This window comes from Rhizobium herbae, from assembly GCF_019511375.1.
GTDB classification, from domain to species: domain Bacteria; phylum Pseudomonadota; class Alphaproteobacteria; order Rhizobiales; family Rhizobiaceae; genus Pararhizobium; species Pararhizobium herbae_A.
Genome location: NZ_JAEUAO010000004.1, coordinates 298,010 through 324,416, shown reverse-complemented (window position 1 = coordinate 324,416; position 26,407 = coordinate 298,010). Strand labels below are relative to the sequence as shown.

Here is a 26,407-nt window from a genome sequence, read left to right as displayed (position 1 = left end):
CGGATCCCAGGTTATCCGAGATCAATAACGACGATTTCCGGCGGCGAGCCGAAGCGGATGGGCGCGATGGAGCAGCCGAGACCACCCGAAATAATGATATTTCGATCATTCTCGACAACATGGCCGTAGGCATAACGATCGCCGAAACGCGACGGCACGACCGGTGAACGGCCGAAAAGACGTACCTGCCCGCCATGCGTATGCCCCGACAGCGTCAGCGAAACGCGTTTCGGGACCTTGGGAAAGATATCGGGCTCATGCGCAAGCAGGATGACCGGCGCATCATCGGTCACTTGCGCCAGTGTTCCATCGAGGTCCTCGAGCCCGGTCATCCATTGGCGGTTCCACTTCTTGCCCGGCAGAAGGGCCAGTTGGTCCTCAAGGCCGGCAAGCCAGAATCCATGCCCATCTTTTTCCAGGCGGACCGCCTTGTTGCCATAGACCGGAATGCCGACATCTCGCAGCGCGCGGTGCCCGAACGTGTCGCCACTACCGATCTGCTGCGCGGCCTTGTCTTCCCACCAGTCGTGATTGCCGAGGATCGCATGGACACCGAGCGGCGCGCTCAAGGTTGCAAGCGCCTTCGACCATTCGTCCGAATGCACGTAGCGCGTCACAAGATTCATGCCCGTGGCGTAGTCGCCAAGAAGAACCGTGACGTCACCGCCGAGCGTGTTGGCATGAGCACAAATGGACGCGATGCGACTGGCCGACATCCAAGGCTCGCAGGCGTGAATGTCGGCCAGGGCAACCACCCGCAGCTTCAGCCCCGGCGTCCAGCCCGGCGGCGTCAGCCTGTAGCGCGTGACATTCAACCGGACAAGCGGCTCGAAGGCGAAGGCATAGCCGCCGAGCGCCATCATCCCGCCGACGCCGCCACCGAGAAATTTCAGAAAGCCGCGCCGTGTGATCACTCAATCGTCCTCTTGGAACAGGCGGAACTGGGTGGCTTCCAGATCCTTGGGCACCTGTAATCCAAGATGTTTCCATGCATTTGCGGTCAAAACACGCCCGCGCGGCGTGCGCTGGATAAAACCCTGCTGGATCATGTAGGGCTCGATGATGTCCTCGATGGCGTCGCGCGGCTCGGAGAGCCCGGCGGCAATGGTCTCGATGCCAACGGGACCGCCGCCGAAATTGAGCGCGATCATGGTGAGATAGCGCTTGTCCAGCTGGTCGAGGCCCATATTGTCGACCAGAAGCCGCGTCAGCGCCTCGTCCGCGATCTGCTTGGTCACCGCTTCGGCCTTTGCCACCTCGGCGAAATCACGCACCCGGCGCAAGAGCCTGCCGGCAATGCGCGGCGTTCCGCGCGAGCGCCGGGCGATCTCGCGGGCGCCATCGTCGGTAATGCCAAGCCCCATCAGCCGGGCGCCGCGCCGAACGATCAGTTCCAGTTCTTCCACGGTATAGAAACTGAGCCGCACGGGAATGCCAAAACGGTCACGCAGCGGCGTGGTCAGAAGGCCGAGCCGCGTGGTAGCGGCCACCAGCGTGAATTTCGACAGGTCGATCTTCACCGAGCGCGCCGCCGGCCCTTCGCCGATGATCAGGTCGAGCTGGAAGTCTTCCATCGCCGGATAGAGGATTTCCTCCACAGCCGGGTTGAGCCGGTGGATCTCGTCGATGAACAGCACGTCGCGGTCTTCGAGATTGGTGAGGAGCGCCGCAAGGTCTCCCGCCTTGGCAATCACCGGACCAGAGGTCGAACGGAAATTGACGCCCAGTTCCTTGGCCATGATCTGCGCCAACGTCGTCTTGCCGAGGCCGGGCGGGCCGACGAACAGCACGTGATCCAGCGCCTCGCCGCGGTTCTTCGCCGCTTCGATGAACACTTTCAGATTGGCGCGCGCCTCCGCCTGGCCGGTAAACTCGTCGAGCGATTGCGGCCGCAGCGTCGTATCAAGGTCCTCGCCCCGCTTTTCCGGTGTGATCAAACGTGCGGCATCGGTCATGCGAGGAGTTCCATTCCGGGGACAGTTTTGGCAGCTTTGGCATCGAAAGTGAGAGTACGGTCGCAACCGGAGAGCCGGTTCAATTCACCGATCAGCGCGTCGGATATGTCCGCACCCAAAAGTCTCGAAAGATTAATCGCGTTCCCGACGATTTCATATTGATCGATTTCGAGGTCGCCGCGCTCCAGGAGTGCTTGGACCAAAGCAAGCAGTTCCGATTTCCGATAGCCGTATTGTCCGCGCAACGTCCATAGCGTTTCGATCAGGACAACAATATTGATGAAGAATACGTCTTCCTCCCCAAGGCTTCGAACTAGGCGCGCAATAGTCGCAAATTGTTCGGCGTCGTCCTTCACAAACAGGCGAACCAGAATGTTGGTGTCCACACCAATACGCGCCATCAGTCTGGGTCTGCCTGCCGAATGGAACGCATCACGTGATCCGCGGCGCCATCCATGGCCGCCTTAGACAAGTCGTCAATCGTCGCACCTGTTCCATAAGGTGGCTCACCCAGTATGCCAGCCAAATCGGCAAGGCACTTGTTGCGAGGAATAACGATCATTTCTCCATCGCGAACCCAAACATAGCATTTGTCGCCGGGCTTAATATTGAGCGCCTCCCGAACGGCCTTAGGCACTGTCATCTGGCCTTTTGACGTAATCGTCGCATGATGTCCCATCACATATCCCGCCGATATTCTTACTTTTCTAAAATAGTAAGGCGATCTCTAAAAAGCAACGCACTATCGCGCCAGTTCCTTCAACCCCAGCCGGATCAGCTTGGCGCTGTCGGCGCCCTCGCCCCCATTCTTCAAGGCCGCCGCAACGGCGTTTGCCGCCTGATCACGCGAGTAGCCGAGATTGCTGAGCGCCGACACCGCATCAGCCACCGGTGCTGCGGCGACACCTTCGCCAAGCTCCTGCTTCAGACCGATATTGGCCGCCGCCTCGCCGGCGAAGGCGGGCGCCTTGTTCTTCAGTTCGGTCACGATGCGCACCGCGACCTTCGGGCCGACACCCGGCGCCCGCGACACGGAGGTCTTGTCCTGCAGCGCGATCGCATTCGCCAGTTCGCCGGGCGTCAGGACCGAGAGCACCGCCAGCGCCACCTTGGAGCCGACGCCCTGGACGCTCTGCAAGAGCCGGAACCACTCCCGCTCCAGCGCCGTCAGGAAGCCGAACAGCCGCAACTGGTCCTCGCGCACATAGGTTTCGATGAACAAGACCGCGGCCTCGCCAGGAGAGCCGAGCTTCGACAATGTCCGCGACGAGCAATGGGCGACATAGCCGACGCCGTGTACGTCGAGAACCACGTGGTCGTCGCCGATCTCGTCGATCGTTCCCTTGAGTTTGCCGATCATGGCGCAAAGTCCTTCATGGGTGGCTTTCCGGCGTGATCAGTTCGACGGAAGGAAAACAGGAACTGTATCTGGCTCCATCGCGCGTCAAAAGACGATAGCGCCGCCAGTCTGCATGGGCGCCGATCAGGAAGTCGGGCAAGGTTCTTTCCCGCTGACCACCCGCGAGACGATAGGCGCGATGCGCCTTTCCCGCACGGAAAGCGGCTTCGAACGGTATATTTTCGCGCTTCGCATCCAGCCATCCCAAAGCGGCAAGCAACTCGCCTTCGGAAATGGGCGATGCGGCAAGTTCCGACCAGACGACGGGACTAAGGATTAAAATTCCATCACGCAATGACTGCCGCAAGGCCTCCAGCGACCAACGGCGAATAGGCGTTTCAGGACCAAGAACATCGATAAAGACATTCGTATCAACGAGAGTGGAGATCGTCACGCTCGCCCCTCAGCCAAAGCATAAACTCGTCCGTCGTCATGCCACCGGTATCAAATGTTCCCTTGACGCGCGCGGCCCAGTCGTCGAAATCCCGTATGACATTTTGATCTTCGGGATTATCGACGCGCACCAGCAATGCGCCGTTACCCGACGCAACGAAATCAACTTCCGATCCCGGCACGATGCCTAGACGGTCTCTGATTTCCTTCGGGATGGTGACCTGGCCTTTTTCAGTAACGCGCATGGTAATACCTCTGCAGTATTACTTAGCCGCCAATACGGAACAAGTCAAGAACAAATCAACCCGCCAGCGCTGCCAGCCGCATCCGTGCCGCACCGCGATTGTGCGCATGGCAGATGGCGATGGCCAGCGCATCGGCCGCATCATTGCCCTTGAATTCGGCCTTCGGCATCAGGATTTTCAGCATCATGTGGATCTGCTGCTTCTCGCCGTGGCCGACACCGATTACCGCCTTCTTGACTGCATTCGGCGCATATTCTGAGACCTGCAAGCCGGCCCGCGCCGGGACCAGCATGGCGATGCCGCGCGCTTGTCCGAGCTTTAGTGTCGCGACCGCATCCTTGTTGACGAAGGTCTGCTCGACCGCCGCCTCATCCGGTTTATGACCGTGGATCACGTCGGCCAATCCGTCATGCAGCTGGCAAAGGCGCGAAGCAAGGTCCAGGTCGCCATCGGAGATGACGGTACCTGAAGCGACGAAGCGCAAGGAGTTGCCGAGCGTGTCGATAATGCCCCAGCCAGTGCGGCGAAGCCCGGGATCGATGCCGATGATACGAATCGTATTTTGCATGTTGAAATCCTATTCCCGATACCGGGACGCTGCCAGCGAAATGTGAACAAAACAAAAACATTCGCATGATTGAGCAAGAAGTGATCCTGCACCTCCTCTACGGCGGGCTTGGATTTACGAAATTCGATCTTACATAGGGTTCCATCAAAATCGTTGATCGAAGGCTAATCATGGTCCCCTTTTCCATCCTCGACCTCTCGCCGATCACGCAAGGGTCCGACCCGTCCCAGGCCCTGCAGAACTCGCGCCGACTGGCGCAGGAAGCGGAAGCAGCGGGCTACAAGCGCTTCTGGGTGGCCGAGCATCACGGCATGAAAGGCATTGCCAGTGCCGCAACCTCGATCGTCATTGCCCACGTGGCAGCCGGCACGAAGACGATCCGCGTCGGCTCCGGCGGAATCATGCTGCCGAACCATTCGCCGCTGGTTATCGCCGAGCAGTTCGGAACACTCGAAGCGCTTTATCCGGGCCGTATCGATCTTGGCCTTGGCCGCGCCCCCGGAACGGACATGCGCACCGCCGCAGCGCTTCGCCGCAACATGGAAACCAGCGCTAACAATTTTCCGAACGATGTGGTCGAATTGCAAGCGCTGCTCGGCCCGGTCAAAGAGGGGCAGGACCTGATCGCCATCCCCGGCGCCGACAGCAACGTGCCGATCTGGCTGCTCGGCTCCAGCCATTTCAGCGCCCATCTTGCCGGCATGCTTGGCCTGCCCTTTGCCTTCGCCTCGCATTTTGCGCCCGATATGCTTATGTCGGCGCTGGAGATCTATCGCGAGCGCTTCGAGCCGTCACAATATCTCGACCATCCGCATGCCATGGTCGGCATCATGGGTGTCGCCGCCGAGACTGACGACGAGGCAAACCACCTCTTCACCTCGATGCAGCAATCCTTCGTGGCGCTACGCCGCAATGCGCGCGGCCAGTTTCCTCCGCCTGTCGTCGCCATGAACGGGCTGTGGAGCGAGACGGAAAAGATCTTCGTCGATCACGCGATGACCTATGCGGTCGTCGGCGGTCCGGCAACGATCAGGACGAAGCTCGACCGCTTCCTCGGAGAAACGCAGGCCGACGAGTTGATCATCTCGATGCCGATCTACGACATGCCTGCGCGGCTTAAATCCGTACGCCTGTTTGCCGAGGCGCAACGGGACCTGGCGAAGGCCGCATAACAAAAAGCCCGGCAAAAACCGGGCTTTTCGACGAAGTGCTCGATCAGGCCGAAAGCTTGGCCATGACTTCGTCGGACACTTCGAAGTTGGTATAGACATTCTGCACGTCGTCGTCGTCTTCCAGCGTGTCGATCAGCTTCATCAGCGACTGGGCACGCTCTTCATCGACGGGAACGGTATTCTGGGGCCGCCAGATCGCCTTGACCATGTCGGCTTCGCCGAGGGTTGCTTCAAGCGCCTTGGAGACCTCGCCGATATCCTCGAAACCGCAGGTGATGTAATGGCCGTCCTCGTCGGTCGTCACGTCTTCGGCACCGGCTTCGATTGCCGCTTCCATGACCTTATCCGCACTGCCTGCCGACAGCTTGTAGGAGATTTCGCCGACCCGGTCGAAGGAGAAGGAAACGGATCCGGTTTCGCCGAGCGCACCGCCGGCCTTGGTGAAGGTCGAGCGGACGTTGGAGGCGGTGCGATTGCGGTTGTCGGTCAGCGCCTCCACGATGACGGCAACACCACCCGGGCCATAGCCCTCATAGCGGACGGCCTCGTAGTTTTCGCCATCGGCGCCGGAGCCCTTCTTGATGGCGCGCTCGATATTGTCCTTCGGCATCGACTGTGCCTTGGCGTTCTGGATCGCCAGACGCAGCCGCGCGTTCATGGCCGGGTCAGGCAGGCCGCCCTTGACCGCGACGGTGATTTCGCGCGCGAGCTTGGAGAACATTTTCGACCGCACGGCGTCCTGGCGGCCCTTGCGGTGCATGATGTTTTTGAACTGTGAATGGCCGGCCATGGCGCCCTCTTCGCATCTTTGTCATGTTTTGGAATTGGGCGCCTTATAGTTTCATTGGCGCTGTGCGTCCAGCAGGGGCGGTTTTTTTTCAGTTGGCCTCAATCCGGCGGCGACTGAGAAAGAAGGAGTGGCCGTCATTACGCTCGCAGGAAAGGCCCCTGCGGGTGGAGCGGCAGGAAAAAGGCCCTGCCGCCCAGGTCTGCCCATAATCAAGCACCGGGCCGGCGGAGCAGCAGCCCTGGTCGCCTACATCATGAAGCAGGGTCGCCGCACCGTTTCGCGCCAGCGCGGCCCGAACGTAGCGCGGCGCGACGCGGTCGCAGGAAAGCTCCGGGCCGCCGTCGGCTGGCTGGTAGACCTCGGTTCCACCCTCGGGCGTATAGACACAGCCAATGTTGCCCGATGGCAGCACGAATTCCTGCTGCTGACCGAAAGACTTCGTTTCCGGCACGGCGACGACCTTGTCGCCTTCTGCCGTCGGCATGCGCGGTGGCGGGGCGCCATCAGCGATGGCAAGGGAAGTCATGGAAAGGAGGGCAAGCATACAGACGGCGACGAATCTCATTCCATGGTTCCCGACTATGTATCCCCGAGGGTCAGACGCCCTGCAGGATATAAATCAAGGGCTTGCTTGGCAAGGAACGCACCGAAACGCTGATGCTTGCTTCCACCGCAAAACTCTTGTCGAAAGTATCGCCGAACATCTGCAGGAAATTCGTGACCGGCGGCCCGCGCCGGTGCATCGGCAGGATCAGCGCCGAGCGCAACCGCGTCACCACCCGGCTCATGCTTTCCGCGCCCATGGTCAGACCGCCATCGACCGGCACCATCAGCACGTCCAGGCGGCCGATCTCGGCATAGTCGCTCTCGTCGAGTTCATGATGCAAGTGGCCGAGATGGCCGATGCAGAGACCTGCGACTTCGAAAATGAAGATGGAATTGCCATCCGGCTCCATCATCCCGCCACCGGCGCGAATGTCGGTCGTCACATTGCGGATATAGGTGTCGCCGATGACGACGTCGTGATCCGCCGGATCGCCATCGTCGCCCCACCCATGCAAGACATGCTTGATCGCCGGATCGGGCGTCAGCGTGTAGTGGCTGGAATGCGCCTTGTTCATCGTCACCACGTCCGGCGTCTTCGGCGGCACATACCAGCCGCTGTAATCAGTCGCGATCGACACGCCGCCGGGCGTCTCGATGAGGAAGGTCGAATGGCCGATATAGGTTATCTTCACCTCGTCGCTCGCCAAAGCCTGCGCATTGAACGCGCTCTGCGGCTTGAAGCTGGCAAAGGCGACATCGGGAAGCGTCTCGGCAATCGCCTGGCACTGGCTGACCGGCCGCGCCGATCCCTGCGCAAGCGCCGGCATCGGCGCGAGAAAGTGCAACAGCGAGATGGCGGCAAACGGGAGAAGGAGAGATCGCAGCATCATGCACCCCGCGGTCAAGGATTTGCATGGACCTTGAGGATAGGCAGGACGAACGCGACGTCCAGCGGCGATTGTGTGCGCTCGCTCACAATCGCGTCATTGGCTTCCGTGCGATGCGGCGGCTTCAAGCCCAGAAGGCCGGTATCGTCTCCGCCAGCCTGGGTCCGATCCGAAGCGGCGCGATGTTTTCCGCAAGGCCGGTACGATCGGAAATCTCCACGCCGACGCCACAGATGGTGGCCGGGCCGGACGCCGCCTCGAAGCGGCCCTTCGGCATCTTCGAGATGAAGCGGTTCAGCGGCTCTTCCTTTTCCATGCCGAGCGACGAGTCATAGTCGCCGCACATGCCGGCATCCGACATGTAAGCGGTGCCGCCATTGAGGATCTGATGGTCGGCGGTCGGCACATGCGTATGCGTGCCGACGACGAAGCTGGCGCGTCCGTCGACGAAATGGCCGAAGCACTGCTTCTCGCTCGTCGCCTCCGCATGGAAATCGAAGATGATGGCGTCCGCCTGTTCCTTCAGCGGGCACGCGTCAAGAATGGCCTCCGCTGCCTTGAAGGGATCGTCCAGTTCCGGATGCATGAACACTCTGCCCATGACATTGGCGACGAGCACGCGCGCGCCGTTGCGGGCGAAATAGAGATTGGAGCCGCGGCCGGGCGTGCCTGCCGGATAGTTGGCCGGGCGCAGGAACTGGTCGTGCCGTTCGCAGAAGCTGACGGCCTCCTTCTGGTCCCAGACGTGATTGCCGGTGGTCACGACATCGGCGCCGGCATTGATGGTTTCGAGAAAGATATCCTCGGTGATGCCGAAGCCGCCGGCGGCATTCTCGCCGTTGACGATGACGAAATCGAGCTTCAGGTCGCTGATCAGACCGGGCAATCGGTCCCAGACCGCCGTCCGGCCGGTCTTGCCAACCATGTCACCCAGAAACAAAAGTCTCATATTTGCTTATTCCTAGCCCGAAGATCCTGAGCCCGCTTTCGGTCAGCAGGGCGTCCAGCGCCACGTCATGCGGCTCTGCCGGCACTGATGCCACTTCCTGGCAGTCGAATGCAATCCCGATCAGTCGCGGCATATGGCCTTTGCGGCGCAAACGTTCGATCGCCCGGTCGTAGTATCCGGCGCCGTAGCCGATCCTGTGGCCTGTCTTGTCGAAAGCCGACAGCGGCACAAGCATGATATCGGGATCGACCACCGCCGCATCCTCGCCCGGCCCGGTCGTGCCGAACCCCGTCTGGACAAACGGAGCACCCGGCACGAATTCGCGAAAGACGATGGTCTTCTTGTCGAGAATGACGGGAAGGCACAACCGCGCGCCGCGCTCGCGCAGGCGCTCCATCAACGGCCGGATATCGACTTCCGAGCGGATCGGCCAAAAGCCGGAAATCACCTGCCCGGGCTCGAACTCGATAATGTCGCCGGCATGATCCAGCATCCTAAGGCTGGCTTTCATGCGCGCTTCCGGCGGCATCGCATCCCGCAGCGCCAGTCGCTCCCTCCGCAGCGCAGCCTTCAGTTCCCTTGGTGTCATGCCCATGCCCTCTTGCCTGCCGATGTGCATTTCTAGTGCATCGAACCATAAGAGGGAAACCACGCCGCGTCGGCTATACAACCTTTTGCGACGAAAGACGTCTCATTCTCGATCCGGAACACCGTTAAAGCCCCGTTCTTTATGTCACGCGGTTTTGCCTTCACGCACTTGCCGCCAATGCCAGAAGAATTGCCGCTTGCATCAGAAAACGACGCGGCAGCCGCTTCCGGCGTTGCGGCAACCGTTCGTTTCGAGGCGGAGACGGGGCGATGAAGGACGAACTGCGACCGGAACTCGACGCGCTGGAATTGCGCTGCCTGTCCCTGGCGGCGCGCGCGCGGACCCGGGAAGACATTACACGCGAAGCGGATATTGCCCGCGACCGGATCGACGACGCCTTCGCTACGGCCACGAAAAAGCTCCAGGCCGGCAACGTCGCCGAAGCGATTTTTCGCGCCGTCCGCATGAAGCTGATTTCATAGCATCCAGAAGCGGTGCCTTTCGCCGTTTTGGCCCCGCCGCCGGCAGTCTACGCCGGCCGGCTCGATTCCCACGTCATCAAGCAGATAGACGTTCGCCCGCCGACCCAGCTGGGCCACGGCCTGCTTCATCAGGCGTCTGGCCCGCCATTGCTCGATTGCCCGCCAAACGCCGATTGTCATCGAGACGAGCCATCGTCGTGTCCTCAGATCGTGCTTCATGTCCGAACTCCGCAGGTGTTCTCGCCCTGAGTATCGGCCGTGCGTTGACATCAATCCAACGAATTGCGAAGATGCCTGCCATTAGAAAATCTGATGGAAAGACGTGATGTCTCCACCTCTTGATAGCGATCTCCTGAGAACCTTCGTCGCGGTGGCCGAAAGTGGGAATTTCACCAAGGCGGGCGAGACGGTCGGCCGGACGCAATCGGCCGTCAGCATGCAGATCAAGAAACTGGAGGATATTCTTGGTGAGCCGCTGTTCGAGCGCGGATCGCGCGGCGTCAATATTACGGGACACGGCGCGCGACTTCTGGATAACGCCCGTCGCATCATCTCCCTTCTCGACGACACGGCAGCGTCCATCCGGCTACCTGTTCTCGACGGGTCGGTCAGGATCGGAATTTCGGAGGAATACATCAATTCGACCTTGCCGAAGGCGCTCGGCGCTTTCGCCTCCATTCACCCTGGCGTCGAGGTGACGGTGCAGCAAGGCGTCTCGATGTCCAATCTGGCGGCGCTCGAGGCGGGGGAAATCGATATCGCGGTCGTTTTCGAGCCCGGCGGCCAGACGAAGAACGAGGTCCTGATGGTCGATCCCACCGTCTGGGTGACGTCGGATACGCATCATATCCACGAGCGCAACCCCGTGCCGATCGCCAGCTATACCTATCTGAAGGGCGGGTGGTGTGACGTTCTGGCGCTGAAGGGCCTGAAGAAACGGGGGATCCAAAGCCGCGTCGCCTTTATCAGCCGCACGAGCAGCGGCCTGATCGCCGCGGTGACATCCGGCCTTGCCATCGCGCCCCTTTCCCGCAGCAGCATCCCGGCCGGGTGCCGGGAACTGACAGCCGCGGACGGCTACGACGTCATCGACTTTTCGAATGTCGTGCTGAAGACAAGGGCGAGAAACGCAAACAACCGGATCGTTGAAAGCATGGCCAACGCCATTCGCGAGGCGTTCCGTGCTCCGGCGGCTGCACAGGCTTGAGCATCAGGAAGATAGGTGCGATCCACACAGCCGATGGACTGTTTACGATCCTGGGTGCCTACAAACGTAGGTGGGCACCGTGTGTCCAGGCCCACGAGCCTGGTCAGGGACAGCTCCCTTTGGATCGAGTATGGCCCCAGGGATTGTGGTGTCCTGTCGGGAAGCGCAGACCGCGACGTAGAATATAGAGGGCATCAACGGCTTGCGCCAGTGCCAACGCCCAACTTCTCAAAATTCAGTTGGCGGAAGCAGTCTTGCCGGACAGCTTCGCCGCTATCCCATGGATTTGTGACGTGACTTCTGAAAGCATGGACGCCAGCGCTTCCTCCGCCCGCTGCTGGTCGGCTACGGTCGCATCGCGTCCCTGCCTCAGATTGTCCGCCTCCGTCTGCAGGCTTTTCAGCTTGCGGTTCACTTCGCTGAGTTCATCCATGACCATGATGCCGGCCATGACGGTCAGCCTGAGGTCACCGATCTCGCCGAACTGGGATTTCAAATGGCCGACATACTGGTCGAAGCGGTTGGCGAGGTCCGTCAGGTGATCTTCCTGGCCTTCTTCGCATGCCATGCGATAGGCCTTGCCATCGATCGTCACCGTTACCTGTGCCATTCCAGTCACCTGCCCGCAGAAGGACCGCGCCTCAGCGGTCCAGCACTGCCCTTATCGTTTCCATGGCCGTCACCAGACGGCGCGAGACTTCGCGGTTGACTTCCTCAAGACGGTTTGCCCGGAACTGCGATTGGTCGAGTTCCTGCGCCAGCCGCGACCGATCGGTGTTGACCCGACGCACTTCGCCTTCGATTTCGCTGTGATCACGCTCCTGGTCGAAGCGCCCGTCAATGGCATTTTCAAGGCTGCTGACCGCGCTGCGCAACTCCTCGATCGCTGCCTTGACTGTCTTTCCTGCCGCCATCACGCTTTCCCGATACACACCAGACGGCCTCGAATCGCCGTCCGGCCTCTGTATTTCAAGCTGGTTACATTCTTAGACCCATTCGGCACTTCTCCACAACGGCAAGGGCTTCGCAGGTCCGCAGAAGCTGTGGATCACGCCTCCTCAAGGCGATTTGCATCGCTTTCCGCCTCCTGATCCTCCCAGCGAAGAGCGTCCGAAAAAGGCTCTGCCGAGACACTCAAAACGGCCGTATTTGTTGACTCCCTCGAAGCAGGTGCTATGTGTCACCCGCTTTCTTAATACGGTCTTTGGAGGATAGAGACCGTTCCCTGTCCACCGAACTCAAGCGGAACAGTCAATGATCTCTCGCGAACAACATGACCGGATGGCAAATGCGATCCGTTTCCTTTCCATGGATGCCGTCGAAAAGGCCAATTCCGGACATCCAGGCCTGCCGATGGGCGCGGCCGATGTAGCAACGGTTCTGTTCTCCCGCTACCTGAAATTCGATCCGAAGGCGCCGCTCTGGGCAGACCGCGACCGCTTCGTCCTGTCGGCCGGCCACGGCTCCATGTTGCTCTATTCGCTGCTCCACCTGACAGGCTACGAAGACATGACGATGGAGGACCTCAAGCAGTTCCGCCAGCTCGGCTCGAAGACTGCCGGTCACCCGGAATACGGCCATGCGTCGGGCATCGAAACGACGACCGGTCCGCTCGGCCAGGGCATCGCCAATGCCGTCGGCATGGCGATCGCCGAGCGCAAGCTTGCCGAAGAGTTCGGCAGCGACCTGCAGAACCATTATACCTATGTCCTCTGCGGCGACGGCTGCCTGATGGAAGGCATCAGCCACGAGGCGATCGCGCTTGCCGGCCACCTGAAGCTCAACAAGCTGATCCTGTTCTGGGACGACAACAACATCACCATCGACGGCGCCGTCTCGCTGTCGGATTCGACCGACCAAATCGCCCGTTTCCAGGCCGTTCACTGGAACACCATCCGTGTCGATGGCCACAACCCGGATGAAATCGCAGCCGCGATCGAGGCCGCCCAGAAATCCGATCGCCCGACCTTCATCGCCTGCAAGACCACTATCGGGTTCGGCGCGCCGAACAAGGCCGGCACCCACAAGGTCCACGGCTCGCCGCTCGGTGCGGAAGAAATCGCAGCGACCCGCAAGGCACTCAACTGGGAAGCCGAAGCCTTCACCGTCCCGGCCGACGCTCTCGAGGCCTGGCGCGAAGCCGGCAAGCGTTCGGTTGGCGCCCGCAAGGAATGGGAGGGCCGCCTCGACGCGACCGAGAAGGCCAAGAAGTCCGAGTTCACCCGCCGCTTTGCCGGCGAGCTGCCGGGCAACCTCGATGCGGCGATTGACGCCCTGAAGAAGAAGCTCGCCGAGGCACCGCCGACGGTTGCCACCCGCAAGGCCTCCGAAGATGCGCTCGAAGTGGTCAACGGCACGCTGCCCGAGACGCTCGGCGGCTCGGCTGACCTGACGCCGTCGAACAACACCAAGACCAGCCAGATGCAGTCGATCACGCCGACCGATTTTTCCGGCCGCTACATGCACTGGGGCATCCGCGAGCACGGCATGGCGGCTGCCATGAACGGCATCGCGCTGCACGGCGGCCTTATCCCCTATTCCGGTGGCTTCATGATCTTCTCGGATTATTGCCGGCCGTCGATCCGCCTCGCCGCCCTGATGGGCATCCGCGTCATCCACGTGCTCACGCATGATTCCATCGGCGTCGGCGAAGACGGCCCGACGCACGAGCCGGTCGAGCACATGGCTGCGCTGCGCGCTATCCCGAACCTCGTGATGTTCCGCCCGGCCGACGCGGTTGAAACCGCTGAGTGCTGGCAGCTGGCGCTCAAGCAAAAGCATCGTCCGTCGGGGCTCGCACTGACGCGCCAGAACCTTTCTCCGGTCCGCCTGAAATATGAGGCTGAGAACCTCTGCGCCAGGGGTGCCTACGAACTCGTCGCTGCCGACAATGCCAGGGTGTCGATTTTCGCATCCGGCTCGGAAGTCGAACTCGCCGTCAAGGCTGCCGCCGACCTGAACGGCAAGGGCATCGCCACCCGGGTCGTATCCGTGCCGTGCGTCGAACTCTTCCAGGAACAGCCGGAGGACTACCGCAAGGCCGTCATCGGCACCGCACCGGTCAAGATCGCAGCAGAAGCCGCAGTCCGCCAGGGCTGGGATTACTTCATCGGCACCGACGGCGATTTCGTCGGCATGCACTCCTTCGGCGCGTCCGGCCCGGCCAAGGATCTGTTCAAGCATTTCGGCATCACCGCGGACGCGATCGTGGCTGCCGCCGAAAAGAAGCTCGCCTGAATTTTACCCTTCGCAGCGCGGGCCACCGCGCTGCGTTTTCTAAATCGAGACCTTAGCCAGGGAGAGACCTGAAATGACTGTAAAAGTTGCCATCAACGGCTTTGGCCGCATCGGCCGCAACGTCCTTCGCGCCATCGTCGAATCCGGCCGTACCGACATCGAGGTCGTTGCGATCAACGATCTCGGCCCGGTCGAGACCAATGCGCACCTGCTGCGTTACGATTCGATCCATGGCAAGTTTCCGGCCGACGTGAAGGTCGAAGGCGACACGATCAGCGTTGCCGGCGGCAAGCCGATCAAGGTCACCGCGATCAAGGATCCGGCAACCCTGCCGCATGGCGCAATGGGCGTGGACATCGCGCTCGAATGCACCGGCATCTTCACGGCCCGCGACAAGGCTGCCCTGCATCTTCAGGCCGGCGCCAAGCGCGTCATCGTTTCGGCACCGGCCGACGGTGCTGACCTGACCGTCGTCTTCGGTGTCAACCACGATCAGCTGACCAAGGAACACCTGGTCATCTCGAACGCCTCGTGCACGACCAACTGCCTGGTTCCGGTCGTCAAGGCTCTCGACGACGCTGTCGGCATCGATCATGGCTTCATGACCACGATCCACTCCTACACCGGCGACCAGCCGACGCTCGACACCATGCACAAGGACCTGTACCGCGCCCGCGCAGCCGCCCTGTCGATGATCCCGACGTCGACGGGTGCGGCCAAGGCCGTCGGCCTCGTCCTGCCGCACCTTAAGGGCAAGCTCGACGGCACCTCGATCCGCGTTCCAACCCCGAACGTCTCGGTCGTCGACTTCAAGTTCGTCGCCAAGCGCGACACGACGGTCGCGGAAATCAACGGTGCGATCAAGGCTGCTGCCGATGGCGCGCTCAAGGGTATCCTCGGCTACACCGACGAGCCGCTGGTTTCGCGCGACTTCAACCATGACAGCCATTCGTCGATCTTCGCCAACGACCAGACCAAGGTTCTGGAGGGCAAGTTCGTGCGAATCCTTTCCTGGTACGACAACGAGTGGGGCTTCTCCAACCGGATGGCCGACACGGCCGTTGCGATGAGCAAGCTGATCTAACGCCATGTTCCGCGCCCTTTCCCCAACAACGGCACGCTGGCGTCCGCTGGAAGGGGAAGGGCTCGAACATCTGACGATCAGCCCGGTCGACGGCGCGGGTATCCGCGCAACGAGCGTACTGATCGGCGAGCGCGGCGGCCGCCCCTACGGCGTCCGCTATGTGATCGACTGTGACCCTCTGTGGACCGTGCTCGCCTTCACCGTCGACACGACCGAAGGCCAGCGGCTTTCGCTCACTTCCGACGCAAGGGGCCACTGGCGCGACGCGGACGGCACCGCCCTTCCCGCCTTCGACGGCTGCATCGATATCGACCTGGCCGGCACGCCGTTTACCAATACGCTGCCCATCCGCCGCCTTGGCCTGACGCCTAAGGACGGTACCGTCAAGTTCACCATGCTCTATGTGCCCTTCGACACGTTCGAGCCCTTTCCCGACGGCCAGAACTACACCTGCCTCGCGCAGGACCAGCTCTACCGCTACGAGGCGGAGGACCGTTCCTTCACCGCGGAGCTACCGGTCGACGAGGATGGGCTGGTGACGGATTATCCCACCCTTTTCTTAAGACTATGACCGGAGACCGATCATGACTTTCAAGACCCTCGACGACCTCACCGACATCGCCGGCAAGCGCGTGCTTGTGCGCGTCGATCTCAACGTTCCGGTCAAGGACGGCCAGGTGACCGACGCAACCCGCATCGAGCGTGTCGTGCCGACGATCCGCGAACTCTCCGAAAAGGGCGCCAAGGTCATCCTGCTTGCCCATTTCGGCCGGCCGAAGGGTGAGCCGGTGGCCGACATGTCGCTGTCGCTGATCGCGCCCGCCGTCGAAGACATCCTCGACCAGCGCGTCCACTTCGCTGCCGACTGCATCGGCGAGAAGGCTGCCGCTGCCGTTGCCGGTATGAACGACGGCGATGTCCTGCTCATGGAAAACACCCGTTTCCACAAAGGCGAGGAAAAGAACGACGCGGAGTTCACCAAGGCGCTCGCCGCCAACGGCGACATCTATGTCAATGACGCCTTCTCGGCCGCACACCGCGCGCATTCCTCGACGGAGGGCCTCGCCCATCTGCTGCCCGCCTATGCCGGTCGCACCATGCAGGCCGAGCTCGAGGCCCTGGAAAAGGGCCTCGGCAATCCGAAGCGCCCGGTCGTCGCCATCGTCGGTGGTGCCAAGGTCTCGACAAAGATCGACCTCTTGATGAATCTCGTGAAAAAGGTCGACGCCCTCGTTATCGGCGGTGGCATGGCCAATACGTTCATCGCCGCCCGCGGCACCAGTGTCGGCAAGTCGCTCTGCGAGCATGACCTGGCCGGCACCGCCAAGCAGATCATGACGGAAGCCGCATCGGCCGGCTGCGCCATCGTGCTGCCGGTCGACGGCGTCGTTGCCCGCGAATTCAAGGCAGGCGCCGACAATGAGGTGGTCGATATCGAAGCAATCCCGGCGGACGCCATGGTGCTCGACGTCGGTCCGAAATCGATCGCTGCCGTCAGCGACTGGGTGAGCAAGGCCGAAACGCTCGTCTGGAACGGCCCGCTCGGCGCCTTCGAGATCGCACCTTTCGACAAGGCAACCGTCGCTGTTGCCAAGCATACGGCTGCCCGCACCAAGAGCGGCGCGCTCGTCTCCGTTGCCGGCGGCGGCGATACCGTCTCGGCAATGAACCATGCGGAAGTGGCCGACGATCTCAGCTACGTCTCCACGGCAGGGGGCGCCTTCCTCGAATGGATGGAGGGCAAGCCGCTGCCGGGCGTGGACATCCTTCACCAGCAGAAGTAACAGAGCGTCACGGCTGCAACCGACCGTCCCCTTCCTTCAACCCCCGGCCGCAGCCGGGGGTTTCTCGTTGCGTCGCCCCAACCTTGAAAGGAACCACGAAAATAATCCCTACATTTCAAACGATTAAATTTATTTCAATCGTTTTAAACAATTTAACTTTCATTTTCGTTGGCCTATTCTTCTGCTATCGGCGAGCCCGTAGGACAATCAGGAGAACGCATATGAGCGAAAGACTTGAAGACATTGCAGCCGCCATGGTGGCGACCGGCAAGGGCCTGTTGGCGGCCGACGAATCCACCGCGACGATCGGCAAGCGCTTCGACACAATCGGCCTTGCATCGACCGAAACATCGCGCCGCGACTATCGCGAGATGCTGTTTCGCGCCGACGAGGCTATGAAGACCTATATTTCCGGCGTCATCCTGTATGAGGAGACCCTGTTCCAGAAGGCAGCGGACGGCACGCCCTTCGTCGATATCATTCGCGCCGCAGGCGCCGTTCCCGGCATCAAGGTCGATACCGGCGCCAAGCCAATGGCAAAATTCCCCGGCGAGACGATTACCGAAGGCCTCGATGGCCTGGCCGGACGCCTGAAGAACTATTATGACGCCGGCGCCCGTTTCGCCAAATGGCGCGGCGTGATCTCGGTATCCGATGTCCTGCCGAGCTTCGGCGCGGTCAAGGCCAATGCGCAGGCACTGGCGCGCTACGCGGCTCTCTGCCAGGAAGCCGGCATCGTGCCGATCGTCGAGCCGGAAGTGCTGATGGATGGCACGCCGGGTGACCATTCGATCGACCGCGCGGAAGTCGTGACCGAGGAGACGCTACGCATCGTGTTCGAGGAACTGAGCGACGCACGCGTCAGCCTGGAAGGCATCATCCTCAAGCCGAGCATGGTCATCGACGGCAAAAAGGCGCGCAAAGCATCAGTCGCCGAGGTCGCCGAGCGGACGGTGAAGGTCCTGAAGCGCACCGTGCCAGCAGCCGTTCCGGGCGTCGCCTTCCTGTCCGGCGGCCAGTCCACCGAGGAAGCAACGGCCCATCTCTCCGCCATGAACGCCGGTTACGACCTGCCGTGGGGCCTGACCTTCTCCTATGGTCGCGCCTTGCAGACCGAGGCGCTGACGGCCTGGAGTGGCAAGCCGGAAAACGCCGCTGCCGGTCAGCGCGCCTTCACCCACCGCGCCAAGATGTGCAGCCTTGCTGCAACGGGCGGCTGGAAGAAGGAATTCGAAAAGGCTGCCTGATCTAAGTTGCCAGGGAGGGGAGAAGATCCGGTTCGCGTCTGCGGCCGGGTCTTCTTTTTTGGCGTCCACCCTTGATCATCGCGACGCTGCATTTTGCTCGAACGCGAGGTACATTTGTCCCGGCGACGGGAAGCGCCTCGGGAGTGTTGGGTACACTTCTGGTCTCGCTGCAGCCGGATCCCGACCTCGACATCCATGTTACCAACGAGCAGGGCGTCGAAATGGGCCGCCGAAGCCTGATTGCATTGCATGTGCGCAATCGGGCGGCCTAGTTGGCGATGTGCGGATTGCCGGGCGATGCGGTGGCGGTCATGCGCGGCAGCGACCGTCTCTAGGGCCGGACCAGCACCGTCAGCATCATAACGGCGATCGCAAAGACGGCGATCTTCCAGAAGTCTCGGCGCTGGCGCAGTCCGGGCAGATTGAGCGGCTTCAGAACCTGGATGACCATGGCCAGAAGCAGGAGCACCGTTAACGCTTTCGACATTCATATTTCTCTGTTGTGGAAAAGAACTTGGCTGGACGTCAGGGCGTCACACTTTTGAGCGCGAACAGGGTTAGAACGCCTTTTCCAATCTCACTCAATAAGAATTTCCGGCTGGCAATTGTGCTGGCATCGCCCTACCTTTCGGCGCAACCCGGAACCCGCGGATTTCACATGCGAAAAAACCTCCTTCCCGTCGCCTCTCTTCTGCTCGGCACGCTGTTTCTCTTCCTTGGAAATGGACTGCACAGCCTGTTGCTGCCGGTACGCGGCACGACGGAAGGCTATTCGACGACGCTGCTCGGCCTGCTCGGCACCTCCTGGGCGAGCGGCTTCGTGCTCGGCTGCCTGCTGGCGCCAGCCATCGTCAAACGCGCCGGCCATGTGCGCGCCTTCAGCTGCTTTGCCTCAATCCTGGCGATCATCGCGCTTTTGACCGGCATTCTCGTCGATCCGATCTGGTGGGTGGTGCTGCGCGCCTTTACAGGCTTCTCGACAGCCGGAACCTCGATGATCATCGAGAGCTGGCTGAACGAGCGCGCCACCAATGAGAGCCGGGGCGCGATCTTCTCGCTCTACATCGCCATCACCCTGATGGGCGTCGTCGGCGGCCAGTTGATGATCCCGTTCGGCGATACGTCGACGACGCTGTTCTTCATGTGCACTGGGATCGTCTATTGCCTGGCCATGCTGCCGACGCTCCTGTCGACTGCGGCCTCGCCGCAACCGCTGAAGCAGGTCCGGCTCGACCTGCCCGCTCTCTATCGCAACTCGCCGATCTCCTTTCTCGGCATCCTGCTCGTCGGCATCGCCAATGGCGCCTACGGGACGCTCGGCGCGGTCTTCGGCCGTCAGGTGGGACTGACCGACAGCGACGTGGCGCTGATGATGAGTACGACGATCTTCGCGGGCGCGCTGATGCAGTTTCCCGCCGGGCGCCTCTCCGACATGATCGACCGGCGCTACGTCCTGTCTGCGCTTGCTGCCGTCGCCGCGACTGCCGGCGCATTGATCTTCCTGATCGAGCCGACCGGCGTCATCCTGCTGATCGCGCTGGTCTCCGTCTACGGCGCGACCGCCAATGCGCTCTATCCCATCGCCGTCTCGCATGCCAACGACTTCGCCACGCCGGAGGATTTCGTCAAGATTTCCGGCGGCCTGCTCCTGCTCTACGGCATCGGCACGATCATCGGCCCGACCATCGGCGGTCCGATCATGACCGTCACCGGCCCTTACGGCCTGTTCATGATCACCGCCTGCGCCCATGTGCTGATCACGGCTTACGCGATCTTCCGCAGCCGCATGCGCGCCGCAGTGCCGGCATCGGAACGCGACTCCTACTCGACCATCAACCCCGGCACCCTGACGACGCCGGAAAGCCTGCAACTGTCGCCGCGGGCAGCCCCTTTCGAGGAAAGAAGCGACGACGAGCCTGAACGGAGGATCGCATGAGCCTGTTTGACGACGACCGCCCCAAGAAACAGCCGGTCCACGAAATCGGCTGCGACCTCTCGCTTCTGTCGGCCGACGAGCTTTCCTTGCGTATCGACATGCTGAAACAGGAAATCGCGCGTCTGGAAGCGGAAAGAGCAAACAAGTCGGCAAGCAAGTCGGAAGCCGAGAAATTCTTTCGGTCGTGATGCTGCACGTGCAGACACAACTGTAAGCCAACTTTAAAAAAACAAGAGATTACATCGCGCCCGGCCGGCAGCCATAACGCTTCATTAAGCCTTATAAGGTATTACTGAGGCATCCAGATCGCTCTGGACTCAGGCAATTTCCCGTTTGGCGAATGGTCTGATTTTTCTCCCTGTTTTACCTTGAGAGCCGCTTTTGCGGCTCTTTTTTTGTCTTTTTTTCCCAATCGCCAAAGAATTGTGGAGATTAACCCTTTATTAAGAATGCGCTTGCGCGAAATGCGCTATGGGATCATGTTCCAACTAATTGAGCGAACGGCCCGAAACTTTCTGTTAACCCGTTCGTTGCCTGTCCGAGTTGATGCGTTTAACCAGGGAAATCAGACCATGTCCGAACGGGGATTGAATACGGTGAGCTTCGCGGGACACGCTGCGTCTTCGGCGCAGTTCAAGGCTCTCTATGCCGAAGGCATGGGTCTGGTTGAAGAGACCGCAAGCTATCTCGATGGCCCCGGTCGTGCCGCCTCCAAGGTTCTGCCGCGCATGGCCTCGGTGCTCTATGCCGCGGAATCGATGCGCCTCACGACCCGTCTGATGCAGATGGCATCCTGGCTGCTCCTGCAGCGTGCCGTCAACAATGGCGAAATGAACCGCGAGCAGGTTCTTTCGGAGAAGAACAAGGTCCGCCTCGACAGCTTCAACGTCGATCGCACGGCACCCGGCTGGAACGACCTGCCGGAAGGTTTCCGCGATCTGATCGACCGCTCGCTGCGTCTGCAGAACCGCGTCGCCCTGCTCGACCGCGAAATCTACCGTCCGCAGGAAGCCCAGAACTTCACGCCCGACAACCAAAACGGCGTCAAGGCCCAGCTCACTTTGCTGCAGACGGCTTTTGGAACCAACTGATCGGGTCGGACAGGCCACCCGAATGCTCAAGACCCGGCCATGGTGCCGGGTCTTGTGTTTTTGGGGATGCAAGCGGCACAGTGGCAACGAACAGGCGACGAAGCCTGTCGGTTCACATAGCTCGAGGCGAGACCGGGTCAGGGTTGTCATGCCGGCGGCATCCTGTCGAATTTCGGCAGGGCCGGATCGATGTGGTCCCATGCGTAACCGCGCATCCCATACGTCACCATCTGCGGCGCGTACCGGCTTGGGTCGTCGAGGCTTGCGGCGTGCACCGTAAACAGGTCCGGCATGGCCGCGAACGTCAAATAGACCGGTGATCCGCAGATTGGGCAGAACGAATGCGTCTTGATATTGCCGCTGTCGCCGGCGACGGCCCAATGCCGTGCTTCGCCTTTAAGTTTCACGTTCGGCTTGTCCGTAAAGGTCAGGTAGGACCCGTGCCCGGTGCCGCTCCTGTGCTGGCAGTCTCGGCACTGGCAGTCGTTCATCACCAGCGGTTCGGCAGAAATTTCGTAGCGGATGGCGCCGCAGGCGCATCCGCCCGTATAGACCTTGCTCATATCGTTTCTCCTGTAGCAAAGCGCGGCTTGCCCACCCGGTAACCCGACTGGGTGTTCCGCTTGACAAAATTGAGAGGAGGCTGATCATCTCACCGGATGCCGCACGATCGCACCAAGGGCGACCACTTCCCGCTGCCGCGTTTGGGATGAGCAGGCATTGCGTCTTCGGTCGTGCGACGTCAGCCGTCGTCATACTCGTCGTGATGACGCCACCACATGCCCTTTTCGTTGCGTCCCTTGGGCGCTCGGTCGAGCCACTGGTACATGCCCCAGAGGCTATCCAGTCCCCGCGCATAGGCGGAATAGGTGTGGTAGACGACACCGTCTTCGAGAACGAAGGCGCTCATGCCCGGCCTTTCGCGCACGAATGCAGCAGCGTCGGTGCCGCTCATGGCAGCGGCAGTAGCGGGCCCGTCGGGTGCTTCGCCTGCAGGCAATGCAGGCTCGCGCCGGTAGTTGTATTCGACGGTCCCATCACGCTGTTGTCTCTCGGTGTTCGAAACGTTGAAGTCGAGATTGAAGTCGCTCCCGTGCGAGGAGGCCCAGGGAAACGTCCATTCCATCCGCCGCTTGAACGCCTGCAGCTTGCCGAGCGGCGCCCGCGACACGGCGGTAAACGCCACGTCGTGGTTTTCCAGATGGACGACGAAGCCGTCGAAGCCGTCGGCGATCGCCGAACAGGACGGACATCCGGCCTTGTAGTCGGGACCGAACATGAAGTGGTAGACGAGAAGCTGCGACCGCCCCCTGAACAGGTCTGCCAGCGTGGCATCCCCTTGGTCGGTCTCGAAACGGTATGCCTTGTCGATCCGGACCCACGGCAGGTCCTGTCGTCGCCGCGCGAGTTCGTCGCTGCGCCGCGTCAGCGCCTTTTCTTCCGCAAGCAGTGCGACCCGGGCCTTCAGCCACTCGTCGCGCGAAACGATCTGATGTTGCATAACGAACCTCCTGTTTGTCGAAGTGCGTGTTGCATGCGATCTGTCAATTCCGTTTGACGTGTCAGTGCAGGCGCTTCGAGGCATCCTGTTCCGCAGCGACGGCGTCGAGGTTGCGCACGACCTTCTTCCACCCTTCGCTCATGCTGCGGAAGGCAGTGTCGTTCTTCGGCAGTACGAAACCGGAATGGACGAGGCGAAGGCGTGTTCCACCGTCAGCCCTGGAAAGGATGAAGGTGACGACCGTGTCCAGCCGCGAGCCATATCCGATGTTACCCTCATCTCCGCCCTTCCAGGCATAGGCGAAGCGCTCGTAGGGTACGACCTCCAGCACCTGGCAGCGAATAATCCCATCCCATGCCCCGGCCGGCGTCGTCTGGAATGTGAAGTGCTTGCCCTCCACAGGTTCGAACCCGGTCGGCGCCATCATCCAGCGCGCGATCAGTTCGCCGGATGTCAGCGCCGTCCAGATCGTCTCCGGCGCATGCGGAAAGACCTCGTCGAGAACGATATCGTGCGTGTCGGGCTTCAAAGCGGCGTCGGTCATGGATCGATCTCCTTGAGCAAGGTTCTGAGATTGGCGAAACGTTCGCGCCAGAAGTCGCCGTAGTGGCTCAGCCAATCGACAAGCGGGGCGAGGCCCTCGGGCTCTGCGCGATAGTAGACGTTGCGTCCTTCCGGGCGCTCGGCAACCAGGCCGGCCTGCTTCAATGATTTGAGATGCTGGGAGATGGCGCCCTGCGTCACCCCGCTTCCGCGCGTCAACTCGACCACGGTAATCTCGTCGGACCGGACGACCCGCTCGAAAACGGCCCGCCGCGTCGGGTCGGCAAGGGTACGCAGGACAGCGGTGACGTTTGCAGCTTCGATCATGACTTATCAAATAGCGCGTACTAATTGATGAGTCAATACTAATCTTTTTGCACCGCCGCTGCCAATCGGGAACCCATATTCCAAACGCAAAAAAGCCCGGTGAACCGGGCTTTCCTGAAGTCAAAATCCAGCAGGAAGAGATTAGAGGCCGAGGCCTTCGAAGCGCTTCTTGAACTTGGAAACGCGGCCGCCGCGATCCATGAGCTGCTGGTTGCCGCCGGTCCATGCCGGATGCGACTTCGGGTCGATTTCGAGGTTCATGGTCTGGCCTTCCGAACCCCAGGTCGAGCGGGTTTCGTATTCGGTGCCGTCGGTCATGACCACTTTGATCATGTGGTAAGCGGGATGGATATCAGCCTTCATAACAATCTTCCTGCAAGTTCCAGGGTCCAATTGTCGCAAGCCATTTGCGGGCCATTGCGGCATGGGGACCGAACACGTAAATGAAGCCGCAGACCACGTGCGGGACTACGGCTTCCCAATTTGATGCCGTGCCTATACATGATGGTCACCTGGATAACAAGTACCGCCGGAGAAGACTTGTGCAAGTTCTGCCGCTTCTTCCGGTATTGGAGGTCATGTGTCGAATGAGGTCGTTCACCCGGCGGCGCGCAGGTCCGTGCGCCCGCTGGCAAAGCTGTTGCCGTATATCCGGCGCTACCGCAATCTTGTCATCGGCGCGGGCATTTCGCTGGTCGTTGCAGCCGTCACGACGCTGACGCTGCCGATGGCTGTGCGCCGGATGATCGACCACGGATTCTCCGCCTCCGACGCCGGCTTCATCAACACCTATTTCTCGATGCTGATGGTTCTGGCCGTCGTCCTCGCGGTCGCCAGTGCGACCCGTTACTACTTCGTCATCACGCTCGGCGAGCGGATCGTCTCGGATCTGCGCCGTGACGTCTTCGACCATGTGACGCGGCTCTCGCCCTCCTTCTTCGACGTCAACCAGTCCGGCGAGATCGTCTCCCGGCTGACCGCCGATACGACGCAGATCAAATCCGCCGTCGGGGCCACCGCCTCCGTTGCTCTGCGCAACACCATCCTGTGTCTCGGGGCCATCGCCATGATGGTCTATACCAGCCCGAAGCTGTCGAGCCTGGTTCTCATCGCCATCCCCGTCATCGTCTTTCCGCTGGTCGGCTTCGGGCGCTCGGTGCGTCGGCGCTCGCGTGAGGCGCAGGATACGCTGGCGACCGCCTCCGCCTATGCCGGCGAGGCGATTTCCGCCTCCCGCACCGTCCAGGCCTTCAATGGCGAGGCCGTCGCACAGGCGCGCTATGGCAGCGCCGTCGAAAGTGCCTATGCGGCCGCGCGCGCCGCCATCAAGGCCCGCTCGGTCCTCACGGCCTTTGCCATCACGATGATCTTCGGCAGCGTCGTCGCCGTCCTGTGGTTCGGCGCGCAGGATGTCCTATCCGGGTCACTGTCGGCCGGCACGCTCGGCCAGTTTCTCCTGTATTCGGTCTTCGCCGCCGGCAGCCTCGGTGCACTTTCGGAGGTTTGGGGCGAACTCTCGCAGGCCGCAGGCGCTGCAGAGCGCTTGAGCGAGTTGCTGGCCGAGCAGCCGGACATCACGGCGCCCGAAAACCCGGCCGCCATGCCCGAGCCGGCGCAGGGGGCCGTGATCTACGATGACGTTCATTTCGCCTACCCCTCGCGGCCGGGCTACAAGAGCGTCAAGGGCCTGAGCTTCACCGTCAAGCCGGGCGAGACGGTTGCCATCGTCGGCCCCTCCGGCGCCGGCAAGAGTACCGTCTTCTCGCTGCTTCTGCGCTTCTACGACCCGGCCAAGGGCTCGGTGCGCGTCGATGGCGTCGACATCCGCTCGGTCGACCCGAAAGCCCTGCGCAGCCGCGTCGCCATCGTTCCCCAGGACGTCACCATCTTCGCCGCCTCGATCCACGACAACATCGCCTTCAGCCTGCCCACCGCGTCGCGCGACATGGTGCGCGCCGCAGCCGTTGCCGCCCAGGCCGACGAATTCATCGCAAGGCTCGATCAGGGTTACGACACCCAGGTCGGCGAACGCGGCATCACGCTCTCCGGCGGTCAGCGCCAGCGCATCGCCATCGCCCGCGCCATCCTGAAAGATGCGCCGATTCTTTTGCTCGACGAGGCGACGTCCGCGCTCGACGCCGAGAGCGAAACGCTGGTGCAAAAGGCGCTTGACGGCCTGATGCGCGAACGCACGACGCTGGTCATCGCCCACAGGCTGGCAACCGTGCTCAAGGCCGACCGCATCCTCGTCATGGATCAGGGCCGGATCGTCGAGGAAGGCACGCACGCGTCGCTCGTTCGTCAGGGCGGGCTCTACGCCAAGCTCGCGCGACTGCAGTTCGACTATGACAGCCCGGAAGCAAGCAACGTGGTGACGCTGGGCTGACGCAGGCGCTCCAGAATAAAATCGATTGAGTGCAACCCATAATCCCTCTCCCAAGGTTGCCCTTCGGTGCATCGACGCTATTGTTTGCC

At 61.4% G+C, this 26,407-nt stretch carries 34 protein-coding genes, 1 other RNA gene and 1 pseudogene; 13 read left to right on the top strand and 23 right to left on the bottom strand.

Annotation, left to right across the window (positions count from 1 at the left end; translation table 11 throughout):
- Nucleotides 1-11: 11 nt before the first annotated feature.
- The 8 genes from JNB71_RS18340 to ruvC all read right to left on the bottom strand — a co-directional run bounded on the left by JNB71_RS18340 (nucleotide 12) and on the right by ruvC (nucleotide 4,560).
- A complete protein-coding gene (locus JNB71_RS18340) occupies nucleotides 12-914 on the bottom strand; it encodes a metallophosphoesterase (RefSeq protein WP_220373240.1) in 903 nt (300 codons plus the stop codon).
- Complete coding sequence (ruvB, locus tag JNB71_RS18335) at nucleotides 915-1,955, bottom strand: Holliday junction branch migration DNA helicase RuvB (protein WP_112846852.1); 1,041 nt, start codon at nucleotides 1,953-1,955, stop codon at nucleotides 915-917. It abuts the gene before it with no gap.
- On the bottom strand, nucleotides 1,952-2,356 hold the full coding sequence (locus tag JNB71_RS18330) for a PIN domain-containing protein (protein WP_220373239.1): 405 nt from the start codon (nucleotides 2,354-2,356) through the stop codon (nucleotides 1,952-1,954). Before JNB71_RS18330 ends, ruvB begins: the two co-directional genes overlap by 4 nt.
- Nucleotides 2,356-2,634 carry an AbrB/MazE/SpoVT family DNA-binding domain-containing protein gene (locus JNB71_RS18325; RefSeq protein WP_220373238.1) on the bottom strand — a complete coding sequence of 93 codons (279 nt, stop codon included), beginning with the start codon at nucleotides 2,632-2,634 and terminating at the stop codon, nucleotides 2,356-2,358. The genes JNB71_RS18330 and JNB71_RS18325 overlap by 1 nt, the downstream gene beginning before the upstream one ends.
- A gap of 63 nt (nucleotides 2,635-2,697) precedes the next feature.
- Nucleotides 2,698-3,315, bottom strand: coding sequence for a Holliday junction branch migration protein RuvA (ruvA, locus tag JNB71_RS18320; protein ID WP_220373237.1), 618 nt, complete (start codon nucleotides 3,313-3,315; stop codon nucleotides 2,698-2,700).
- A 13-nt stretch (nucleotides 3,316-3,328) separates the two neighbouring features.
- Nucleotides 3,329-3,748 carry a type II toxin-antitoxin system VapC family toxin gene (locus tag JNB71_RS18315; RefSeq protein WP_220373236.1) on the bottom strand — a complete coding sequence of 140 codons (420 nt, stop codon included), beginning with the start codon at nucleotides 3,746-3,748 and terminating at the stop codon, nucleotides 3,329-3,331.
- Nucleotides 3,726-3,992, bottom strand: coding sequence for an AbrB/MazE/SpoVT family DNA-binding domain-containing protein (locus tag JNB71_RS18310; RefSeq protein ID WP_220373235.1), 267 nt, complete (start codon nucleotides 3,990-3,992; stop codon nucleotides 3,726-3,728). The genes JNB71_RS18315 and JNB71_RS18310 overlap by 23 nt, the downstream gene beginning before the upstream one ends.
- A 55-nt stretch (nucleotides 3,993-4,047) precedes the next feature.
- On the bottom strand, nucleotides 4,048-4,560 hold the full coding sequence (gene ruvC, locus JNB71_RS18305) for a crossover junction endodeoxyribonuclease RuvC (RefSeq protein WP_220373234.1): 513 nt from the start codon (nucleotides 4,558-4,560) through the stop codon (nucleotides 4,048-4,050).
- Nucleotides 4,561-4,730: 170 nt separating this feature from the next.
- On the opposite strand from ruvC, the gene JNB71_RS18300 reads away from it, so the two are divergent.
- Nucleotides 4,731-5,732, top strand: coding sequence for an LLM class flavin-dependent oxidoreductase (locus JNB71_RS18300; protein WP_220373233.1), 1,002 nt, complete (start codon nucleotides 4,731-4,733; stop codon nucleotides 5,730-5,732).
- Nucleotides 5,733-5,775: 43 nt separating this feature from the next.
- On the opposite strand, the gene JNB71_RS18295 is transcribed toward JNB71_RS18300, so the two are convergent.
- From JNB71_RS18295 to JNB71_RS18275, 5 genes are all read right to left on the bottom strand, one after another.
- Entirely contained in the window at nucleotides 5,776-6,522 is a 747-nt protein-coding gene (locus tag JNB71_RS18295) for a YebC/PmpR family DNA-binding transcriptional regulator (protein ID WP_220373232.1), read from the bottom strand.
- A gap of 88 nt (nucleotides 6,523-6,610) precedes the next feature.
- Complete coding sequence (locus tag JNB71_RS18290) at nucleotides 6,611-7,087, bottom strand: hypothetical protein (protein ID WP_220373231.1); 477 nt, start codon at nucleotides 7,085-7,087, stop codon at nucleotides 6,611-6,613.
- Nucleotides 7,088-7,118: 31 nt separating this feature from the next.
- On the bottom strand, nucleotides 7,119-7,958 hold the full coding sequence (locus JNB71_RS18285; RefSeq protein WP_220373230.1) for an MBL fold metallo-hydrolase: 840 nt from the start codon (nucleotides 7,956-7,958) through the stop codon (nucleotides 7,119-7,121).
- A gap of 121 nt (nucleotides 7,959-8,079) precedes the next feature.
- On the bottom strand, nucleotides 8,080-8,904 hold the full coding sequence (locus tag JNB71_RS18280) for a TIGR00282 family metallophosphoesterase (RefSeq protein ID WP_220373229.1): 825 nt from the start codon (nucleotides 8,902-8,904) through the stop codon (nucleotides 8,080-8,082).
- The gene (locus JNB71_RS18275) at nucleotides 8,882-9,493 is read right to left on the bottom strand and encodes a 5-formyltetrahydrofolate cyclo-ligase (protein ID WP_220373228.1); all 612 of its coding nucleotides are present in this window, start codon (nucleotides 9,491-9,493) and stop codon (nucleotides 8,882-8,884) included. Before JNB71_RS18275 ends, JNB71_RS18280 begins: the two co-directional genes overlap by 23 nt.
- A 269-nt stretch (nucleotides 9,494-9,762) precedes the next feature.
- On the opposite strand from JNB71_RS18275, the gene JNB71_RS18270 reads away from it, so the two are divergent.
- Complete coding sequence (locus tag JNB71_RS18270) at nucleotides 9,763-9,975, top strand: transcriptional regulator (protein WP_220373227.1); 213 nt, start codon at nucleotides 9,763-9,765, stop codon at nucleotides 9,973-9,975.
- Here JNB71_RS18270 and JNB71_RS18265 read toward each other — a convergent pair.
- Nucleotides 9,970-10,194, bottom strand: a complete 225-nt coding sequence (locus JNB71_RS18265) for a hypothetical protein (protein ID WP_220373226.1) — start codon at nucleotides 10,192-10,194, stop codon at nucleotides 9,970-9,972. The genes JNB71_RS18270 and JNB71_RS18265 overlap by 6 nt on opposite strands.
- A gap of 106 nt (nucleotides 10,195-10,300) precedes the next feature.
- On the opposite strand from JNB71_RS18265, the gene JNB71_RS18260 reads away from it, so the two are divergent.
- On the top strand, nucleotides 10,301-11,182 hold the full coding sequence (locus JNB71_RS18260) for a LysR family transcriptional regulator (RefSeq protein WP_220373225.1): 882 nt from the start codon (nucleotides 10,301-10,303) through the stop codon (nucleotides 11,180-11,182).
- Between the two features lie 15 nt (nucleotides 11,183-11,197).
- On the opposite strand, the gene ssrS is transcribed toward JNB71_RS18260, so the two are convergent.
- The 3 genes from ssrS to JNB71_RS18245 form a co-directional block, all read right to left on the bottom strand.
- Nucleotides 11,198-11,357: non-coding RNA, 6S RNA (gene ssrS, locus JNB71_RS18255), on the bottom strand.
- 60 nt (nucleotides 11,358-11,417) lie between these two features.
- Entirely contained in the window at nucleotides 11,418-11,792 is a 375-nt protein-coding gene (locus JNB71_RS18250) for a cell division protein ZapA (protein ID WP_220373224.1), read from the bottom strand.
- 31 nt (nucleotides 11,793-11,823) lie between these two features.
- The gene (locus JNB71_RS18245; RefSeq protein WP_220373223.1) at nucleotides 11,824-12,096 is read right to left on the bottom strand and encodes a DUF4164 domain-containing protein; all 273 of its coding nucleotides are present in this window, start codon (nucleotides 12,094-12,096) and stop codon (nucleotides 11,824-11,826) included.
- A gap of 340 nt (nucleotides 12,097-12,436) precedes the next feature.
- Here JNB71_RS18245 and tkt point away from each other — a divergent pair, with 340 nt between their 5' ends.
- From tkt to JNB71_RS24750, 6 genes and pseudogenes are all read left to right on the top strand, one after another.
- Entirely contained in the window at nucleotides 12,437-14,419 is a 1,983-nt protein-coding gene (gene tkt / locus JNB71_RS18240; protein WP_220373222.1) for a transketolase, read from the top strand.
- 73 nt (nucleotides 14,420-14,492) lie between these two features.
- Nucleotides 14,493-15,503 (top strand): type I glyceraldehyde-3-phosphate dehydrogenase, encoded by a 1,011-nt coding sequence (gene gap, locus JNB71_RS18235; protein ID WP_220373221.1) that lies wholly within the window; start codon nucleotides 14,493-14,495, stop codon nucleotides 15,501-15,503.
- Nucleotides 15,504-15,507: 4 nt separating this feature from the next.
- Entirely contained in the window at nucleotides 15,508-16,074 is a 567-nt protein-coding gene (locus JNB71_RS18230) for a putative glycolipid-binding domain-containing protein (protein WP_220373220.1), read from the top strand.
- Between the two features lie 13 nt (nucleotides 16,075-16,087).
- Complete coding sequence (locus JNB71_RS18225; protein WP_220373219.1) at nucleotides 16,088-17,287, top strand: phosphoglycerate kinase; 1,200 nt, start codon at nucleotides 16,088-16,090, stop codon at nucleotides 17,285-17,287.
- 221 nt (nucleotides 17,288-17,508) lie between these two features.
- Nucleotides 17,509-18,534, top strand: a complete 1,026-nt coding sequence (locus tag JNB71_RS18220) for a class I fructose-bisphosphate aldolase (protein WP_220373218.1) — start codon at nucleotides 17,509-17,511, stop codon at nucleotides 18,532-18,534.
- 119 nt (nucleotides 18,535-18,653) lie between these two features.
- Nucleotides 18,654-18,869, top strand: a pseudogene (locus JNB71_RS24750) (PhzF family phenazine biosynthesis protein); the annotation flags it as partial.
- On the opposite strand, the gene JNB71_RS18210 reads toward JNB71_RS24750, so the two are convergent.
- Nucleotides 18,866-19,021 carry a hypothetical protein gene (locus tag JNB71_RS18210; RefSeq protein WP_018327874.1) on the bottom strand — a complete coding sequence of 52 codons (156 nt, stop codon included), beginning with the start codon at nucleotides 19,019-19,021 and terminating at the stop codon, nucleotides 18,866-18,868. The pseudogene JNB71_RS24750 and the gene JNB71_RS18210 sit on opposite strands and share 4 nt — an antisense overlap.
- Nucleotides 19,022-19,192: 171 nt before the next feature.
- Here JNB71_RS18210 and JNB71_RS18205 point away from each other — a divergent pair, with 171 nt between their 5' ends.
- The 3 genes from JNB71_RS18205 to JNB71_RS18195 all read left to right on the top strand — a co-directional run bounded on the left by JNB71_RS18205 (nucleotide 19,193) and on the right by JNB71_RS18195 (nucleotide 21,561).
- Nucleotides 19,193-20,470 carry an MFS transporter gene (locus JNB71_RS18205; RefSeq protein ID WP_220373217.1) on the top strand — a complete coding sequence of 426 codons (1,278 nt, stop codon included), beginning with the start codon at nucleotides 19,193-19,195 and terminating at the stop codon, nucleotides 20,468-20,470.
- A complete protein-coding gene (locus JNB71_RS18200; RefSeq protein WP_220373216.1) occupies nucleotides 20,467-20,658 on the top strand; it encodes a DUF1192 domain-containing protein in 192 nt (63 codons plus the stop codon). The genes JNB71_RS18205 and JNB71_RS18200 overlap by 4 nt, the downstream gene beginning before the upstream one ends.
- A gap of 384 nt (nucleotides 20,659-21,042) precedes the next feature.
- The gene (locus JNB71_RS18195; protein ID WP_018327877.1) at nucleotides 21,043-21,561 is read left to right on the top strand and encodes a DUF1465 family protein; all 519 of its coding nucleotides are present in this window, start codon (nucleotides 21,043-21,045) and stop codon (nucleotides 21,559-21,561) included.
- A 146-nt stretch (nucleotides 21,562-21,707) separates the two neighbouring features.
- On the opposite strand, the gene JNB71_RS18190 is transcribed toward JNB71_RS18195, so the two are convergent.
- The 5 genes from JNB71_RS18190 to rpmE form a co-directional block, all read right to left on the bottom strand.
- The gene (locus tag JNB71_RS18190; protein WP_220373215.1) at nucleotides 21,708-22,124 is read right to left on the bottom strand and encodes a GFA family protein; all 417 of its coding nucleotides are present in this window, start codon (nucleotides 22,122-22,124) and stop codon (nucleotides 21,708-21,710) included.
- Nucleotides 22,125-22,303: 179 nt separating this feature from the next.
- On the bottom strand, nucleotides 22,304-23,062 hold the full coding sequence (locus JNB71_RS18185) for a DUF899 domain-containing protein (protein WP_220373214.1): 759 nt from the start codon (nucleotides 23,060-23,062) through the stop codon (nucleotides 22,304-22,306).
- 61 nt (nucleotides 23,063-23,123) lie between these two features.
- On the bottom strand, nucleotides 23,124-23,606 hold the full coding sequence (locus tag JNB71_RS18180) for an SRPBCC family protein (RefSeq protein WP_220373213.1): 483 nt from the start codon (nucleotides 23,604-23,606) through the stop codon (nucleotides 23,124-23,126).
- A complete protein-coding gene (locus JNB71_RS18175) occupies nucleotides 23,603-23,932 on the bottom strand; it encodes an ArsR/SmtB family transcription factor (RefSeq protein WP_220373212.1) in 330 nt (109 codons plus the stop codon). The genes JNB71_RS18180 and JNB71_RS18175 overlap by 4 nt, the downstream gene beginning before the upstream one ends.
- A gap of 141 nt (nucleotides 23,933-24,073) precedes the next feature.
- The gene (gene rpmE / locus JNB71_RS18170) at nucleotides 24,074-24,295 is read right to left on the bottom strand and encodes a 50S ribosomal protein L31 (protein WP_018327882.1); all 222 of its coding nucleotides are present in this window, start codon (nucleotides 24,293-24,295) and stop codon (nucleotides 24,074-24,076) included.
- A gap of 217 nt (nucleotides 24,296-24,512) precedes the next feature.
- On the opposite strand from rpmE, the gene JNB71_RS18165 reads away from it, so the two are divergent.
- Nucleotides 24,513-26,318, top strand: coding sequence for an ABC transporter transmembrane domain-containing protein (locus tag JNB71_RS18165; protein ID WP_220373211.1), 1,806 nt, complete (start codon nucleotides 24,513-24,515; stop codon nucleotides 26,316-26,318).
- The last annotated feature ends 89 nt before the right edge of the window (nucleotides 26,319-26,407 follow it).